The organism is Parasphingomonas halimpatiens, assembly GCF_036663795.1.
In the GTDB taxonomy this organism is placed as follows: domain Bacteria; phylum Pseudomonadota; class Alphaproteobacteria; order Sphingomonadales; family Sphingomonadaceae; genus Sphingomonas.
Window position 1 is genome coordinate 31,727 of record NZ_JAXOJP010000029.1, and the last position, 16,062, is coordinate 47,788.

13 protein-coding genes and 1 pseudogene are annotated in these 16,062 nt (G+C 59.5%); 13 read left to right on the forward strand and 1 reads right to left on the reverse strand.

Going from position 1 to position 16,062, the window contains the following annotated elements:
- The first annotated feature begins 181 nt into the window (after positions 1 to 181).
- Positions 182 to 382 (forward strand): hypothetical protein, encoded by a 201-nt coding sequence (locus U1839_RS21135; protein ID WP_332805553.1) that lies wholly within the window; start codon positions 182 to 184, stop codon positions 380 to 382.
- A gap of 69 nt (positions 383 to 451) precedes the next feature.
- On the opposite strand, the gene U1839_RS21140 is transcribed toward U1839_RS21135, so the two are convergent.
- A complete protein-coding gene (locus U1839_RS21140) occupies positions 452 to 1,684 on the reverse strand; it encodes a tyrosine-type recombinase/integrase (RefSeq protein WP_332805554.1) in 1,233 nt (410 codons plus the stop codon).
- Positions 1,685 to 2,081: 397 nt separating this feature from the next.
- On the opposite strand from U1839_RS21140, the gene U1839_RS21145 reads away from it, so the two are divergent.
- The 12 genes and pseudogenes from U1839_RS21145 (at position 2,082) to U1839_RS21195 (ending at position 16,024) form a co-directional block, all read left to right on the forward strand.
- Positions 2,082 to 3,191 carry an integrase arm-type DNA-binding domain-containing protein gene (locus U1839_RS21145; RefSeq protein ID WP_332805555.1) on the forward strand — a complete coding sequence of 370 codons (1,110 nt, stop codon included), beginning with the start codon at positions 2,082 to 2,084 and terminating at the stop codon, positions 3,189 to 3,191.
- 40 nt (positions 3,192 to 3,231) lie between these two features.
- Positions 3,232 to 3,423: a helix-turn-helix transcriptional regulator gene (locus U1839_RS21150; protein ID WP_332805556.1), complete on the forward strand. Its 192-nt coding sequence runs from the start codon at positions 3,232 to 3,234 to the stop codon at positions 3,421 to 3,423.
- A 300-nt stretch (positions 3,424 to 3,723) separates the two neighbouring features.
- Complete coding sequence (locus tag U1839_RS21155; protein WP_332805557.1) at positions 3,724 to 3,930, forward strand: hypothetical protein; 207 nt, start codon at positions 3,724 to 3,726, stop codon at positions 3,928 to 3,930.
- A 35-nt stretch (positions 3,931 to 3,965) separates the two neighbouring features.
- A complete protein-coding gene (locus U1839_RS21160) occupies positions 3,966 to 4,139 on the forward strand; it encodes a hypothetical protein (RefSeq protein WP_332805558.1) in 174 nt (57 codons plus the stop codon).
- Between the two features lie 55 nt (positions 4,140 to 4,194).
- Entirely contained in the window at positions 4,195 to 4,431 is a 237-nt protein-coding gene (locus tag U1839_RS21165) for a hypothetical protein (protein ID WP_332805559.1), read from the forward strand.
- A 621-nt stretch (positions 4,432 to 5,052) separates the two neighbouring features.
- A complete protein-coding gene (locus tag U1839_RS21170; RefSeq protein ID WP_332805560.1) occupies positions 5,053 to 6,216 on the forward strand; it encodes an HlyD family secretion protein in 1,164 nt (387 codons plus the stop codon).
- Positions 6,213 to 8,369, forward strand: a complete 2,157-nt coding sequence (locus tag U1839_RS21175; RefSeq protein ID WP_332805561.1) for a peptidase domain-containing ABC transporter — start codon at positions 6,213 to 6,215, stop codon at positions 8,367 to 8,369. The genes U1839_RS21170 and U1839_RS21175 overlap by 4 nt, the downstream gene beginning before the upstream one ends.
- A gap of 446 nt (positions 8,370 to 8,815) precedes the next feature.
- Entirely contained in the window at positions 8,816 to 11,686 is a 2,871-nt protein-coding gene (locus U1839_RS21180) for a M16 family metallopeptidase (RefSeq protein ID WP_332805562.1), read from the forward strand.
- Positions 11,687 to 11,697: 11 nt separating this feature from the next.
- Positions 11,698 to 12,309: pseudogene (locus U1839_RS26840) on the forward strand (MucR family transcriptional regulator); the annotation flags it as partial.
- Positions 12,310 to 12,311: 2 nt separating this feature from the next.
- On the forward strand, positions 12,312 to 12,995 hold the full coding sequence (locus U1839_RS21185; protein ID WP_332805563.1) for a hypothetical protein: 684 nt from the start codon (positions 12,312 to 12,314) through the stop codon (positions 12,993 to 12,995).
- Positions 12,992 to 14,971 (forward strand): type IV secretory system conjugative DNA transfer family protein, encoded by a 1,980-nt coding sequence (locus tag U1839_RS21190; protein WP_332805564.1) that lies wholly within the window; start codon positions 12,992 to 12,994, stop codon positions 14,969 to 14,971. Before U1839_RS21185 ends, U1839_RS21190 begins: the two co-directional genes overlap by 4 nt.
- 102 nt (positions 14,972 to 15,073) lie before the next feature.
- On the forward strand, positions 15,074 to 16,024 hold the full coding sequence (locus U1839_RS21195; protein WP_332805565.1) for a replication-relaxation family protein: 951 nt from the start codon (positions 15,074 to 15,076) through the stop codon (positions 16,022 to 16,024).
- Positions 16,025 to 16,062: the final 38 nt, after the last annotated feature.

Below are 16,062 nucleotides of genomic sequence, written 5' to 3' on the forward strand. Positions count from 1 at the left end.
GTAGGGTCCACTCTCAGTGTCCGGTTTCCACCACGTTTCGCCGTTCCGGCGCCGTCGATTTACGCGGCCCGCCTGATAGCCGACCGGCAGGTGTCGGGACGCAAAGCTGCCCGGCGGCAAGCGCCCAATTTGTTGCCATTGCGACGTACTTGATCCGCATCCGATAGCGGACCAAATCGAGATGGGTTATGAAGTCCGCATGACTGGGCAAATGCTTGCTACGATTGGGCTGTGTGTCGTCGGCTGGGGATGGACACTGCGCGCGGGCGTGAGACTTGCCCATTATGCCCGCTCGCCTATGTCGAAGCGGGTTGCGATCGGAAACACGCTGGTTTCCATCATCCCGTTTGTCGTCGTCGTGGTCATAAACTGGAAAAGCTGACAACGGCAGCTTTCGCTTTCCGGCATCTGAAAGCGGACCGTCGACTTCCCACCCACTTCCCGACATTTCCTAAGCTTTTGCACGATCGGGAAATGGCAGGACCGAAGCGCCGGCCCGCAGCATGTCGAGATGATCGCTCCACCACTGCGCCATCTCGACCCGTTCCTGCCAGTGCGCACCGCGATGATAGGCCGCACGAACCTTGTCGCTGTCACCATGCGCAAGCGCGCGCTCGATTGCGTCGGGATGCCACTTGCCGCTTTCGTTCAACAGGGTCGATGCCATCGCCCGAAAGCCGTGCGCGGTCATTTCATCGCTAGTGTAACCGAGCCGCCGCAACCCGGCGTTAATGGTGTTTTCGCTCATCGGACGGGAGCGCGTACGGATCGACGGGAAGACGTAGCCCGTCGGCCCGGTGGCGGAACGGACTTCGCGGAACAGCGCGACCGTTTGCACCGATAGCGGAACATGGTGCGGCTTGCGCATCTTGGTCTTTTCCGCCGGAATGGTCCAAAGCGCTCCGTCCAGATCGATCTCGCTCCAATCAACGTGGCGCAACTCACCGGGACGTACAAACACATGCGGAGCAATCTGCATGGCCAGCTTGGTAAACCCCTGTCCGTCATAGTCATCGATAGCGCGCAATAATTCGCCAACGCGAGCGGCATCGGTGATGGCCCCATAATGCGTTACCGTTGGCGCAGTCAGTGCACCGCGCAAGTCTCGGGTCGGGTCCGATGCCAGCCGAGCGGTCGCGACAGCGTAGCGAAAAACAGAGCTGGCCAATTGCAACGTTCGCCGCGCGCTTTCCAATCTACCCTTGCTCTCGATCCGGCGGATAGCGGTAAGAACGTCCGCCGGTTCAATCTCATTGATCGCCAAATGACCGATAGGTCCGCGCAATAGGGACAAGAGATATTCGCTACGGGTGGCGGTGGCTTCCGCCCAAGCTCTCTGCCCGTCGCGCCGCCGCTTCGCGCAATATTCGGCGGCGATGGCGGTAAAGGTGTTTTCGGCGTCGATTCGGGAGCGGACCTTGCCGCGTTGCTTTTCGCGTGACGGATCTTTGCCAATCGCGATCAAGGCGCGGGCATCCTCCCGCCGCTTCCGGGCTTCGCTCAACCCGATCTCCGGATAGGCACCGATCGCCAACAGCTTCTCGCGTCCCTCAATCCGATATTTCAGCCGCCAAAGTTTACCGCCAGCGGGCGTCACCAGAAGGAACATGCCAGCTCCATCGGTCAGCTTCGTCGCCTTGGACCCAGGTTTCGCGTTCCTGATCGCTATGTCTGTAAGCGCCATTTGCCTCGCCCTTCCGGGGAATCGCCCCCCAAGATACCCCCATCGGTCGGGGGTACGGAAAACGGCCTTTGACGAGTACCCCCCAATGATACCCCCATCCTAGGGCGGCTTCATTCGAATACGGGCGAACGCTTACGGCCTGATTTCGGCAGAATAGCGCGGATTTCTAGGGATTGTCCAGTCGCGGGCGAACACCGGCGGGCAGGAAAGTGGAGCGGGTGAGGGGAATCGAACCCCCGTCGTAAGCTTGGGAAGCTCGATTTCTGCCTTCTCATGGCTGCTCATATGTGAACCAAACTATTGTAACTACGTTATTTCTTGTCTCATACCCTGCTCATGTGAGACACTGTTTCTGGCTCTTTCCCATAAGATTTTGGAGCCAGAAAGGAGCCAGATCATGGCGAAGATGCTGCTGACCGACGTCAGCGTGCGGGCCTTGAAAGGGTCCGACAAATACGAGACGTTCTTTGACACCAAGACAGCGGGCTTCGGCATTCGTGTTGGCAAGAAATCGAAAACATGGATTGTCGTGCGAGATCGCAGCCGCGCGAAACAAGCGATCGGCAAATACCCAGACCTCTCGCTTGCTGATGCCCGCACAGAAGCGAAAAAGCTCTTGTCGACCACGCCTGAAGCCAAGGTCGTATCCAAAACATGGGCGGTCGCGCGCGACGAATTCCTTGCCGAAAACTACAAGGGTTCGACCTCGCGCTGGCCGCACCTCATGAAGCTCATGCTCACGAAGCACTTCAAGGGACTCGACCATCGCCGGCTTGCCGACATCAACGATACGGACATCAGCGCCGTGCTCGACAAGCTGAAAAAGACACCATCGACACAGCTTCACGTGTACCGCGCCGCGCGTACCTTTCTCAAATGGTGCACCCGGCCTCCGCGCAAGTGGATTAAGCATTCGCCGATGGAGGGATACGAGCCGCCCGGCAAAGATACGAAAGGCACCCGCACGCTAACAGACGCCGAACTCAAGGCCGTTTGGAAGGCCTCGGGAAAGGGGTCGCGGGTCGTTGTTCGGCTCCTCATACTCTGGGGCACCCGGAACGAGGAAACGACGGTCTTAAACCGGGGATGGCGCGTCGATGACGTGCTCACTATTCCAGGTGAGCACACGAAGAACGGCCGAGATCACGCAATCCCGCTGCTCCCGCTCGCGCAAGGCGTGCTGGCCGATCGCCCCGACACCGGCGCGTATTATTTCCCCGGCCGGTACAGCAACGAGAAGCCTCTCACCGCCGGCTCCCTCAATCGGATAAAGGCGGAGATTCAGGCAGAGACGGGGACCAAGGATTGGACGCTTCGCGACATCCGCCGCACGTTCCGATCAAACATGGCGCGGCTCAAAGTACCCCGCGAGATTTGCGAGGTACTCATCAACCACGCGCCGACAGTCCTCGACGAAATCTATGATCGTTACGACCGCGTAGAAGAAAAGTGTGAAGCTCTGGCGAAGTACGAAGCGTTCATGGTACGGTTGCTCGCCGAGGCTTAACCCTGGGCGTCATGACGCTCCCTAACGGGAGTGACATGACATGAGGTTGCTATCGAAGAAGCACGTGCGTGAGATGGTCTTGTACAGCCCACAGCACATTGCCCGCCTGGAGGCGGCCGGGAAGTTCCCCAAACGGGTGCAACTCGGCCCTGGAAGGGTTGGGTGGGTCGATGAGGAAGTACACGACTGGCTCACCGCACGCATCGCAGAACGCGATACACCCGGCTCCTGAACGGAGTCACTTGAGGCCGATGGGAAACCATCGGCCTTTTTTGTATCTGACCACCATACAGTTGTGCTCCGGAGGAAAACTCTGAGTAGCCTGATTGAGGTTGAGCGCTGCACGGCACGCGTATTCGTACGATCCTCGCGCAAGCTGGGAACAAAGAAACAAATACATCCACATTGGTTACAACAAATACATCCACATTGGTTGCATCGCCTGATCGCGCGTTGACCACTTCCTCCTTTTATGGTCAAAGAGCTTTGGATTGTGATCAAAGGGGTTACGGTCTGAATTGAAAGGGAACACATGACTGACCAGCACGGGACGGCCGGCTCGATTGTCGATCTTTGCTCGACGGAGATTGATGCGGTTGATGGCGGACTCTCCGCCGGAGCCTATCTGACTTACATGGCGATCGGCGCAGTGGCAGTGGGTGTCGGCGTCGCGACCGGTGGGGTAGGTCTGGTCATTGCCGGGACGTTTCTCGGCGCGACTGCAGAGTTGCTAAAGTAATTGAACCTACCATCTTTGAATAGGGAAATACACCGATGATCCAAGAACTTTCCTTTGAAGAGTGCGATCTCGTCGATGGCGGCATGTCAGCGGTGATGGCCCTTACGTACATCGGCATCGGCGCAGTTGCGATCGGCACGCTGGGCGTGGGTGGCGCGATCGTCGGAACGATGCTCATCGCTGCCACTCTTGCGACTGCTGAAAAATAGCCTACCGATACCTTTGCGAGATGCGCAACGAGGGCCGTTTTTTGAAAGGCTGGTCATGACCAAGCATAAGATCGCAATTTCGGGAATTCTGGTCTTCTTTGCTGCATCCGTGTTCGCGTTGCGGTACACCCCACTGGGAACGGGATCGTCTGGGGTCTTCTTTCTGGGTTTTTTGTTCGGGATCGCCCTGACGGTGTCCGGCCTGGAAGCGCTCAGGACAGTGCGCGCTTCCAGGTCGATTCCCGTTACCCGACCCGGCACTGCGCCGGCGATGGAACATTCGAAATGCTAACATAGTCACACATTTAGCGGGCGTCAGGATCGAGCGGTATGTAGACGCTGCTCGGCGTAGTCGCTGTCAAGCAGCACGAGCAGCGGCATTTCCCGGCAGAGAATTTTTCTCAAATCTCTTCGCGCTAGTGGAGATGGATCGGGCTCTCGTTGCCGATGTCAAGTACGATATCGACTTGTAGCAGGACGCTCAGGTGACCGCTGTCACAGGAACAATGGCAGTCGTAAATTCGGTTACTCGTCGCGCGGGCCAGAGGTAGCGCCGGACTGGCTTTCAACAGGTAGATGTTGCCGCCTATTGACCGCCGGGCTTCGACCACCGCACCCGTTAGCACCTTGTTCGGCAGTAATAGCCGAGGCCGCCCGAACTGCTGCTTTCTCTCTTCAGCTTTTCGCTCTCGCAAAGCCGAAATTATTTAGGTCCGGCGAGCGGGATTCTGTTTATGAGGCTCAACCTTAACGCTGATAGCATTCGTATTTTCCTTTGGATCATGGGCCGTTTGACGTGAATACTTTGACGGGAAAAGCCTGAATGACTGGACTAGGGGCAGAGCAGCGCACTCCCCTGTTTCGAGAGGAGGTGTTACGATTTCGCACCGATCGTCTCCAAGGGACAGTTAGTTTGGCAACGCCACTGGCGTGGCAGGCAATTGGTTTTCTGCTTTTGGCGGCACTGATCGCAACCGCGGCGTTTCTAGCGACGGGATCGTATGCGCGCGTCGAGACGGTGCCGGGCGAGGTGACACTCGACCGCGGCGTGGCCACGATCATTCCGTCGCGGCCGGGCATAGTGCAGTCTATGGCGGTGACGGAGGGCCAGCATGTTCACGCCGGGCAGGTGCTGCTCTATGTCCGCTCGGAGGAAGCGATGATCGGCGGGAACACCGCCCCCGAGCGGATCCGGCGGGCGCTAAACGAACAGGATGCGCGACTCGTCGCCCAGAACGCGATGACATTGCGCGCCGCCCAAGCCGACGAGGCGCGGCTGCGCGAACAGGTCCACGGCGGGTCGCAAGAGCTCGCTAGCCTGAATGCACAGGCTGACGATCAGCAGCGGCTGATCGTCACAGCGCAATCCGACTACGACAACGCCCGGCAAATCGCGGCCAACGGCTTTATCAGCAAGCATGATATCGATACGCGAGAAGCAACTTTACTGTCGCGTCGACAGCAACTTTCGCAGCTCAGCCAGTTGCGCTCCGCCAAGTTGGCTGAATTGGCCGCCGCTGAACGCTCGATTGACCAGTCGGGTGCATCAGCCGAAGCCCAAGTCGCGAATACGCAGGCGAGCCGTGCCGCATTGCTCCAGCAGATCGCGCAAGCCGATCTGTCGCGGGGTTACGCAATGGTCGCGCCGGTCGATGGCATGGTGACCGCGCTGACCGCGCGTATCGGCCAGCCGGTTAGTCCGCAGCAACAGCTAATGATGGTGCTGCCGACACAGGCGGTACTAAGCGTCGAGCTTTATGTGCCGACTGCAGCAGCGGGTTTCCTGCGCGAAGGGCAGGAAGTTCGGTTCTCCGTGGATGCCTTTCCCTATCAGAGTTTTGGTACAATCCCCGGGCGAATCCGGAAGATTTCGGCTGCTGCGGTGGCACGTCAGGCTGCGAGCGGCCAAGTGCCGGTCTATCTGGTCACCGCCGACCTGATTCAGCCGTGGGTCAAGGCGTTCGGCCGAAAACAGCGGCTTCTACCCGGCATGGCGCTATCAGCCCGAATCATCACCGAGAAACGCAGCTTGCTCGAATGGCTGTTCGAACCCATTTTTGCGGTGCGCGACCGATGAGCTTTCTCCTGGACGTTGCCCTGCTGCGGCGACAGCGCGTCCGTCTTGTTCGGCAGACCGAACTTGCCGAATGCGGCCTCGCCTCGCTGGCGATGGTCGCAAACTATCACGGACTCGACATGGACCTCGGTACGCTGCGGCGGCGCTTCCAGCCCTCGCTGCGAGGCGCTGCGCTGAAGTCTCTGATCGCCACCGCCGACCAGCTGGGGATGACGCCGCGCGCGGTCAAGCTACCGCTCGACCAGCTCGGCAAATTGCACCTGCCCGCGATCCTGCACTGGGATATGAATCACTATGTCGTGCTCGAGGCGGTTCGCGGCGACAAAGCACTCATCCACAATCCCGATGGGCGGTCGCGGTGGCTCGCGCTCGCCGAAGTGTCGGACCACTTCACCGGGGTCGCGCTGGAATTGCGCCCGGCCGACGATTTCGAACCGGCGCAGCGACGCGAACAGTTGCGACTGTCGCAGCTGTGGCGGCGCATCACCGGCCTCAAACGTGCTCTGGTACAGACGCTGGTCCTGTCACTGGTGCTACAGGCGTTCGTGCTCGCCTCCCCTTATTACATGCAAGTCGCGCTCGACAGTGCGTTGCCCGCGCTGGATCGCGACTTGCTGGCGGTACTCGCGCTCGGCTTCGGCCTGTTCACGCTGATTAATGCCGGAGCGACCTTGCTGCGGCAGTTCGTTCTGCTCTCGGCGGGTACCTCACTGGGGTACGGCATTGCGACCAATGTCGCCCGCCGTTTATTCCGCTTGCCGGTTGCATGGTTCGAGAAGCGCCATGTCGGGGATGTCCTGTCGCGCTTCCAGTCGATCACGCCGATTCGCCAGTTCCTCACCGAAGGTGCGGTTGGATCGGTGCTCGACGGATCGCTGACCGTGTTCACGCTGGCAGTGATGTTGCTTTATAGCCCGCTGTTGAGCGTGGTGACGGTCGCCGCCTTCGCGCTTTACGGAGTCGTGCGTGCGGTGTCTTATGGCGTCCAGCGCGAGGCGCAGGAAGAAGCCATCATCATGGCAGGCCGCGAGCAATCCACCATGATCGAGTCGCTGCGGGGCATCGTTACACTGCGGCTCTTCAACCGCGAGACCCAACGCCATGCGTTGTGGCAGACCCGGCTGACCGATTCGATGAACGCAGGAATCGCTCTGTCACGGATCGGCGTATGGCAACAAGTCGCGAACACGCTGATCTTTGGACTTGAGACCATCATCAGTGTCTGGTTGGCGATCCGATTGGTGATCGACGGCGGCTTCAGCGTCGGCATGGTGTTCGCCTATATCGCCTACAAGACGCAGTTCTTGCAAAAGGCGACATCCCTAATCGACCAGGCAATCGCCTTCAAAATGCTCGGGCTCCACCTCGATCGCTTGTCGGACATCGCGCTGGCCGACCAAGACACCAGCTTCGCGCACCACGATCATAGCGAGCGGACGCTGACCGGGCGGATGGAATTGCGCGACGTGAGCTTCCGCTACAGTCCGAGCGACCCTTGGGTGTTGCGCGGCGTCAATTTTGTCGTTGAGCCCGGCGACCATGTCGCGATCACCGGGGCTTCGGGCGGTGGCAAATCGACCCTGGTCAAAATTCTGCTCGGGCTGGTCGAGCCCGACGAAGGCGAAGTGCTGGTGGACGGAGTGCCGCTCGCGCAGTTCGGGCACAAGCAGTTCCACGAGCAGATTGGTGCGGTTCTTCAAGACGATCATCTTTTTGCAGGCAGTCTAGCCGACAATATCGCGCTGTTCGATGACGCGCCAGACATGACGCGAGTCACCGCTGCGGTACAAGCTGCAGCATTGGCAGAAGACATCGCCAAAATGCCAATGGGGTTTGAGACGTTAGTCGGCGACATGGGATCGTCTGTGTCCGGAGGGCAGAAGCAGCGTTTGCTCCTGGCGCGCGCACTGTACCGGGCGCCCAAGCTCCTGGTGATGGATGAAGGAACCTCCCATCTAGACCCAGTGTGCGAACAAGCGGTCAATGCTGCTATCGCAAAAATGGGCATCACGCGCGTGATTATCGCGCACCGGCTGGAAACGATTATATCAGCGGATCGAATCTACGCAGCAACCAATGGAACATTGAGCGATATTACTGCTCAATTCGATCCGATCCGCGAGCAACTATCAAACCAGATATTGAACAAATGACTCGTCGGTTTTCTAGATGTCCCGCTGCTTCCTCATCGCCTGGACGAGATACCCTTAGCTGTCGGCGAGGATGCGGCGCTTGCCCCGTGATCTTCTTGTGGGCATCAGAGCGCCAGATGCACCGCTTTTCCCGAGGTGTTGACAGGTCAGGCTTTCGATCACGCCGAGCGCGATCTCGTTCGAATCTCAGCGCCTGCCCGACTAACCATGTTTCGGTGGCAAGTGGAGTGGGCAGGATCAAAAAGTGCCGGACCTCTAATACTTGTGTCGTCAATCATTGTGGAATCCTTGATATGTCTGTGCTTTACGGGGAAATACCATCATGGGCGAAGGCTTGCGCCTCGATTGTGTCGTTAAACGTTTCGGTGATACCGTCGCTGACGCAAGCGTCCAGCGGCAGCACGGAGTAACCCAAAATGTCGCGTCGCGAAGTGGAACTCGTTAGTATGAAGACAATACCTGCTCTGATTGTTGCTCTCGCGATCGTGGTTCCTGCGCCATCGGCATTTTCGCAGACAGTCACACCCACATCAACGGCCATCGTTGGCGCGCAGCGGCAGCACGGGCGATGGGCGCAAGACTATGCAGGGCGCCCGGCCGACCCCGACATTCGGTTCGGCCAGCTGCCTAACGGCATGCGCTACGCGATAAAGCGCAACGACACGCCGAAGAACGCAGTGTCAATGCGGATGATAGTCGGATCGGGATCATTAGCCGAACGCAACGATGAGCGTGGGGTTGCGCATTATCTTGAACACATGGCGTTTCGCGGCAGTGCCAATATCGCCGATGGCGACGTCGTCCACATTCTGGAGCGGCAGGGACTCACCTTCGGCGCTGATACCAACGCCGGCACGAGCTTTAACGCGACGGTATACCAGTTCGACTTCCCAAAAGCGGACGCGACAGCACTGGACACCGGAATGACGCTGTTCCGCGAGATCGGCGGACGCCTGAAGATTGACCCTGCTGCGGTCGATGCCGAACGCGGGGTTATTCTGTCTGAGGAGCGCCTGCGCGCGTCGGCCAACCAAGAGGCGGCAGAGGCGCAACTGGCGCTCACGCTGGCGGGAACCGGGGTGGCCGAGCGAGTGCCGATCGGCACGATCGATAGCATAAAGGCAACAACGGCCGGCAAAATCCGCCGTTTCTACGAGGCAAACTATCGGCCGGAGAACGCAACGATTGTCATCGTGGGCGCGGTAGATCCCGTTGCCGTCGAGGCTCAGCTCAAGCAGCGGTTTAGCGACTGGCATGGTGTCGGCTCTGGCGAGACGCTCATTGTCCGCGCGCCGCGAATAGGCCCGATCGCCGAGAAAAGCTTCACGGTACCTGGCGTCAGCGAATCGCTGACGCTGACCTGGACACGGCCGCTGGATCTACGAGCTGACACAGTAGTGCGCGAACGCGAGGGGTTCATTCGCTTGATCGGACTCGTCGCTCTCAATCTTCGGCTTCGCGAGCGCGCACAAGCGGCCGACGCGCCATTCAGTGCAGCCGCCGTGCAGTCGAACCATGCCCTCGGCACCGCCGAGGTGACGACCCTGAACATTGTTCCGACGCCCGGACGCTGGCGTGAGGCGCTGACTGGTGCGCTGGTGGAACAGAGGCGACTGGTGAGGCAGGGGATCAGCGCTGCAGACATCGCACGGGCGATGGCACTTCTGCGCCCGGGCTTTCAGGCCAGCGCCGATGGTGCCGCGACCCGGTCGAACCCAGCCATCGCGAACGCCATCGTGGGCGCGGTGACCGATGATGAGGTCGTCACCAATCCCGCGCAAGATCTGGCGACTGTCGACAGAATTGCCGGAACCGTGACGCCTGAAAACGCGACAACAGCCTTCCGCGATGCGTTCGCAGGATCAGGTCCACTCGCGTTTCGATCATCGAGCAACGCTACGAGCGGAGATGACAAGGCCCTCGCGGCAGCCCTCGCGACGGCGCGAGACGTGACACTGGCAGCGGGCGGGCAGGAAAGCGTGGTCGCCTGGCCCTATTCCAGCTTCGGCACACCTGGCCACGTCATCGCGCGTACGACCGACGAGGTAGGAGTGACAATTGTTACTTTTGCCAACGGCACGCGGCTCGCGGTGAAGCCAACCAAATTCATCGCAGGCGGCGTCAGTGTACAAGTCTCGTTCGGGCGCGGTATAGTCAGCCTGAAGCCCGAGCAGGCTCACAGCAGGTGGCTGGCAGCGTTTGGCGGGCCAGCCTGGTTGCAGGGCGGTACGAATAAACTGACCTGGGGAGCGATGCAGCGCGCGTTGGAAGGGCATAATGCGGGTCTGTCGCTTGCGATCGGTGATACCAACTTTGCCATAGGTGGCGACACGCGCACGAACGAGCTACCTTTCGAGACACAGCTTCTTGCCGCCTATTTCGCCGATTCTGCCTATCGGCCTGATGGCGTCACCCGCGTCACGGGTCAGGTGCAGGGCCAGCTGGCAGCAATCGACAGCAATCCGCAAACGGTGCTTGCGCGCGTCCTTGGTCCTCTGACCCACAACGGCGATCCACGATGGAAAGCCCTGCCGGATGTCGGCGATGTCGCGGCCACGACGCCAGCCGACCTCGCGCCGCTTATCCGTCCTGCGACAACGACGCCCGCCGATGTTATCATGGTCGGAGACCTTACCGTGGATCAGGCCATCGCAGCGGTCACCCCAACATTCGGCGCACTCCCTAGCGCCATTTCTCCGAGGAGCGAGCTCTTCAAGGATCACGTTGCAGCGGTCGGGCCAAGCGCCTCGCCCTTTGTTTTTCACCACAACGGTCGCGCTGATCAGGCGGTCGCGGTACAGCTCTGGGCGACGACGGACTATTACGCGGCGCCTGCCGACAGCTACGCGCTCGAGGTCGCGCGTGCGCTGCTGGCCGGTCGATTGATTGAGACGGTCCGTGAAAAGCTTGGGCTTACCTATTCCCCGTTCGTCGCCGTGACCAATGATCTCGACCTGCCGGGTGAGGGTTATCTGCTCGCTGGGATAGAGGTACCGTCGGAAAAGTTCGGCGAATTCCGGCAGGTCCTTGCCGAAGAGCTTACTGCCATGGCGACCAAACCGATCGACGCCGATGCGTTCGCACGGGCGAAGGCACCAATTATCGAGGCGCACAAAAAGGCCCGCGAGACGAACGGCTACTGGGCAGGGCGTATCGAGCGCGTGCTACGTGATCCCCGAGCGTCCATCGTTTACCGTGATGAGATATCAGGGATCGAGCGGATTACCCCTGGCGACGTACAACGTGTGCTCAAACTATACGTAGTCGGCAAGCCAGTACTGTCCGTTGAGGTGCGTCCGGCGTCCGGGGCAAAGTAGATCACTGCTATACTCCAGTGACATACTGGAAGGCGTTCGGCCTCACTCGCGATGACCCTATGGTTGCCGCCTCCTACGCCAACTTGCGCCGCGCACTTGCCGCAAAGCTCGGGCTTGGCTGCAAGCCCAAGCCCCACCCGCCAAGGTCACGCTCAGAATCCGCACGCCGAAAGCCGAGGTGGTTACCGAAACCGATGTTTGATCATCGGGCTCGGCGATATGCGGCCCCGCAGTGTCGACACCGCAAAATGGGCATATCTCTACGCCACACGACACACGACACCGGCATACGCACCCGTATAGTGTATGCCGGTGAATATCCCAGGCTTGGCACTGATTTCGCTACACAATTCGCCGAACGTCCACCCCGACCCACCTCTCTTTTCCTTATTCTAGGACCGGGACGACGCCTAACCGGCATCGCCCCTAAAGAGAGGTTGCCGTTTGCGCTACACAACCGCAGACGAACAATAGGAAATCTATCTGATATCTTCGGCTCTCGCATATCCAATAGACGAAACCGAACCACGACGGTCCTAATAATACAGCCAAAATGGATGTATCACAGCACGTTACTTGACTCTTTTCGCGCGTTGGCTTTCCTCCCGTCTTGGGGGAATTGATCATGCAACTTAAGCTTAAACGCTCGCAGAAAACCGGCGGCGTGATGACGACCAACGTCATCTTTTGCCTCGATGCCCGGATCGAGTTCACGCCATCCGAAGCGCAAGACATCAGCCGGTACAAGCTTGCCAGCCAAGTCATCTATAACAGCGAGGCGTCCAAACGCCTTTTGGACAAGAGCGCGGCGCAGCAGGACGGCTCGACCATGGGCAGCCTGAAAGCCCTTGCCACGCTCGCCATGGTGGGCCTGAAACTCAACATCTCGATCGCGAGCCTCCAGCGCGGCCAGCATATCGAGTGCAAGAGCTTGGACGAGTTGATGGGCGCTGAAGAGGCGATCATGGAAGCTTGCCAGAATCTGAAGGGATATTTGCACGCCGCGTCAGCGTTCGACGGCCGGGAAATCCTCATCGACTTCAACAACGCTGCGCCGACGATCGTAGCCCAGACGACCACGCCAATCCCGCAGATCATCGCCCCAGCGTCAGCCCTCAGTTATACGCCAGCGTCGGAGTATCGTGATGGGGAGTCGGCGCCGGGCGCCGCATATCCGGAGTACGTTGCGCAACCGGAAACCTTCGGTCTCCCGTTCGACTGGAACGACCCGGCAACGCGCAAGAAAATCATGATAGCGGGCGGCGTCATCCTGTTCTTGTTCATGCTCCACTCCTGCCACGTCCTTTGAGCGGAGATTCGACCTATATCCCGTTCTTCCGCCGCTTCACGAATGAGAAGCAGCGGGAGATACAGGAAACCGAGCGCCTCTATGCCTGGGTGAAGGCGCATCAGGACGCATTCGCGGAGACCAAAATAACGGTGGGCAAGGCGGTATATGGTGCCGTCCCGTACCTGCCGGATGACATCGACAATATCCTCATCGGCGTGATGCACGATCTGCTCGATCTTGAGCCGCAGATTTGGGAGCTGCCACCGCCCGACTTCCACCGCATGAGCATGCAGGAATTCGTCGAATATCGGAACCTGCTCTACGCCAAGCAGTATTTCTTCTCCAACAAGGACGGGCAACTGGGGCTATTGAAGGGCGGGCTTATCCGCCTCGTCTATGGCTTCCTTGAAGACCTACCCGAGATGGAGGCACCGACGCCATTCACCATCCCCCTCATCTATGCGCTGCCCGAGCCGCGGCTGACTGTCGCCAAAGTCTGGGGGACGCTGGACGACTATTTCCCGCAGCACCTCTTTGTCGCCGTCACGCGCAAGCTCTATCGAAATATGTGCGCCATCACCGGGAGGGACCCTGACGACGGGGCGAGCAAGAAACCCATCATCCTGCCCGACGACAGCACGCTTCCGCTCGACAAGCTGGTGGATGCCTATCTCGCCGGCACGCCCTTCCATGACGTGTTCACCACCCCGGTTCCGCTCAAGCTCACGCTAGAAGACCGCTTCAGCCACATGCACATCATCGGGGGCACCAACGCGGGCAAGACCACCCTGATTGAAAACCTGATCCTGCACGATCTCAAATCTGACGATCCGCCCACCATCGTCCTGATCGACCCTCATTCCGATTTGGTCCGCCGGCTCACGCACGCCGACCTCGGCATCGATGATCGCCTGATCATAATCGACCCGCGCGACACGCAGCATCCGCCCGCACTCAACATCTTCGCCCTCAACCGGGAGCGGATGGGAGAATATGACGAGGCAACACGCGAGCAGGTGACGGCCGGCGTCATCCAGACGTTCAACTATCTCTTTGGTGGCCTCACAAACCTCAGCCTCACCGGCAAGCAGGACGTATTCTTCCGCTATGTGGCCCGGCTCATGCTGTCGCTGCCCAACACCATGGGCCGCAACGCGACCATCCTCGATATGATGAAGCTGATGAGCGACCCGGCGCCTTATGCCGACGCCATCGCAGCACTGCCGGAGATCCCGCGCGAATTCTTCCTGCGCGATTTCATGAGCAAGACCTTCGAGCAGACCAAGGAGCAGATTCGGTATCGCCTCCAGGCCATCATTGAAAACCCGACCATGGCGCGGCTGTTCACGTCCCCTGAGACAAAGGTCGACCTCTTCACCGAGATGAACCGAGGCGCAGTGATCCTCGTCGATACGGCCAAGGATTTTCTGAAGGAGAATTCTTCCACCTTCGGCCGGCTGTTCATCTCGCTCGTGCTGCAAGCCGTGCTCGAACGCGCCGCAATCCCGGAAGCCGATCGCAAGCCGACATTCCTGATCGTTGACGAGGCCGCGTCGTTTTTCAGCAGCAATATCGACGATCTGCTAACCGAGGCGCGCAAATACAAATGTGGATGCGTCTTCGCCCATCAGTATCTCGACCAGGCCACCGGCAGCCTCAAATCATCCTTGCACGCCAATACCAGTATCAAGTTCGCATCCGGCCTGTCGGCGGCAGACGCGCGAGCGATGGCAGCGGAGATGCGCACCACGGCCGACTTCCTGCTCGACCAGCCCCGCTATCAATTCGCCGCGCACATCCGGAACGTGACGCCGCAGGCGGTGTCCATCCCGATCAAACCTCCCGCGCTGATGCCGCAACTCTCGCCTGACGCCTTTGAAGAGCTCATTGAGCGCAACCGGGCGCGGGTATCAATTTCGGCGTCTGTTCAGCAGGCCGCTGCCGATCGCGGTCCTCCACAGCAGCCGGACGAAGATATTTCAGCAGAGTGGTGAAAAAATTTGGCTGCTCACCCGCTACCGTAGCTGCGCAAAGGTGTCCGTCGCGAACTATGTTGACCTTTTACAGCGTTCTTTCAACGCGATATCTGGCTGTGCGTGAAAACCGACCAACTCAATCGACGCCTGCGATCTGCGCCGCCGAACGCGCTTATCCGAAAGGTCGTTCTGACCGGCGCGGACTATATCATATTGGAAGCCATCAACCGCCATGGGCCGCTCCCGACGCACTATTTGTATCAGTTCACCCGCCATCTGCGGCGAGATTATACCCACCTCCAAAACCGGCTGACCGAGTTTTACAACGGTGATGCCAACGGGCCGCTCCTGTTGCGGCCACCCCAGCAGTTCGCGGGCTTCAATGCTCGCTATCAACACGTCGTCTATGATCTCGCGCCAAGGGCGAAGGCCCTGCTCGCGGAACGCGGGATCACCTCCCGATACGCACCCCTGCGCACCGCCCCATTTCTGCACCAACTCATGCAGGCGTGCGTCGGGGCGTCGTTTGAACTCACGGCACCATCAAAGGGCCTGCGCTACATCCCGCGCTGGGAAATACTCACCCATCCACGGTGTCCCCAGGAAACGAAGGACGCCATCAACCCCATGGCGATCCCGATCGCGGGCATGGGTCAAAAGGCGCTCATCCCCGACGAACTCTTCGGTTTGGAATACCCAGGCGTCGGTTTCCGCTTCTTTGCAGTTGAGGTCGATCGGAACACCGAAAGCATCGAGCGCAGGAACATTGCGCAGAATGCTTTCGGCACGAAGATCGCTGGCTATCTCGATATACTGCGTCGCCAAACCTACCGCACCCATTGGGGCTTGCCGAACCTGCACGTTTTAACCGTCACGACCAACGCCACGCACGCGCGCAACATCCTTGCGTACATCAAACGGCTGGGTGAACCGCAATATTCTGGCCAGTTCGCCTTCGCCAGTGAGCCATCGTTCGGCGCAAATTGGCGCGTCCCCAAAGCGGTGCTTTCGGAACTCCTCGAAGAGCCGTGGGTCACTACGCGGGGCGTGATGGATATTGGCAGATCATAAAGCCGGGCGCGCAGTGCCTGCGTCAACGTCGATCGGCA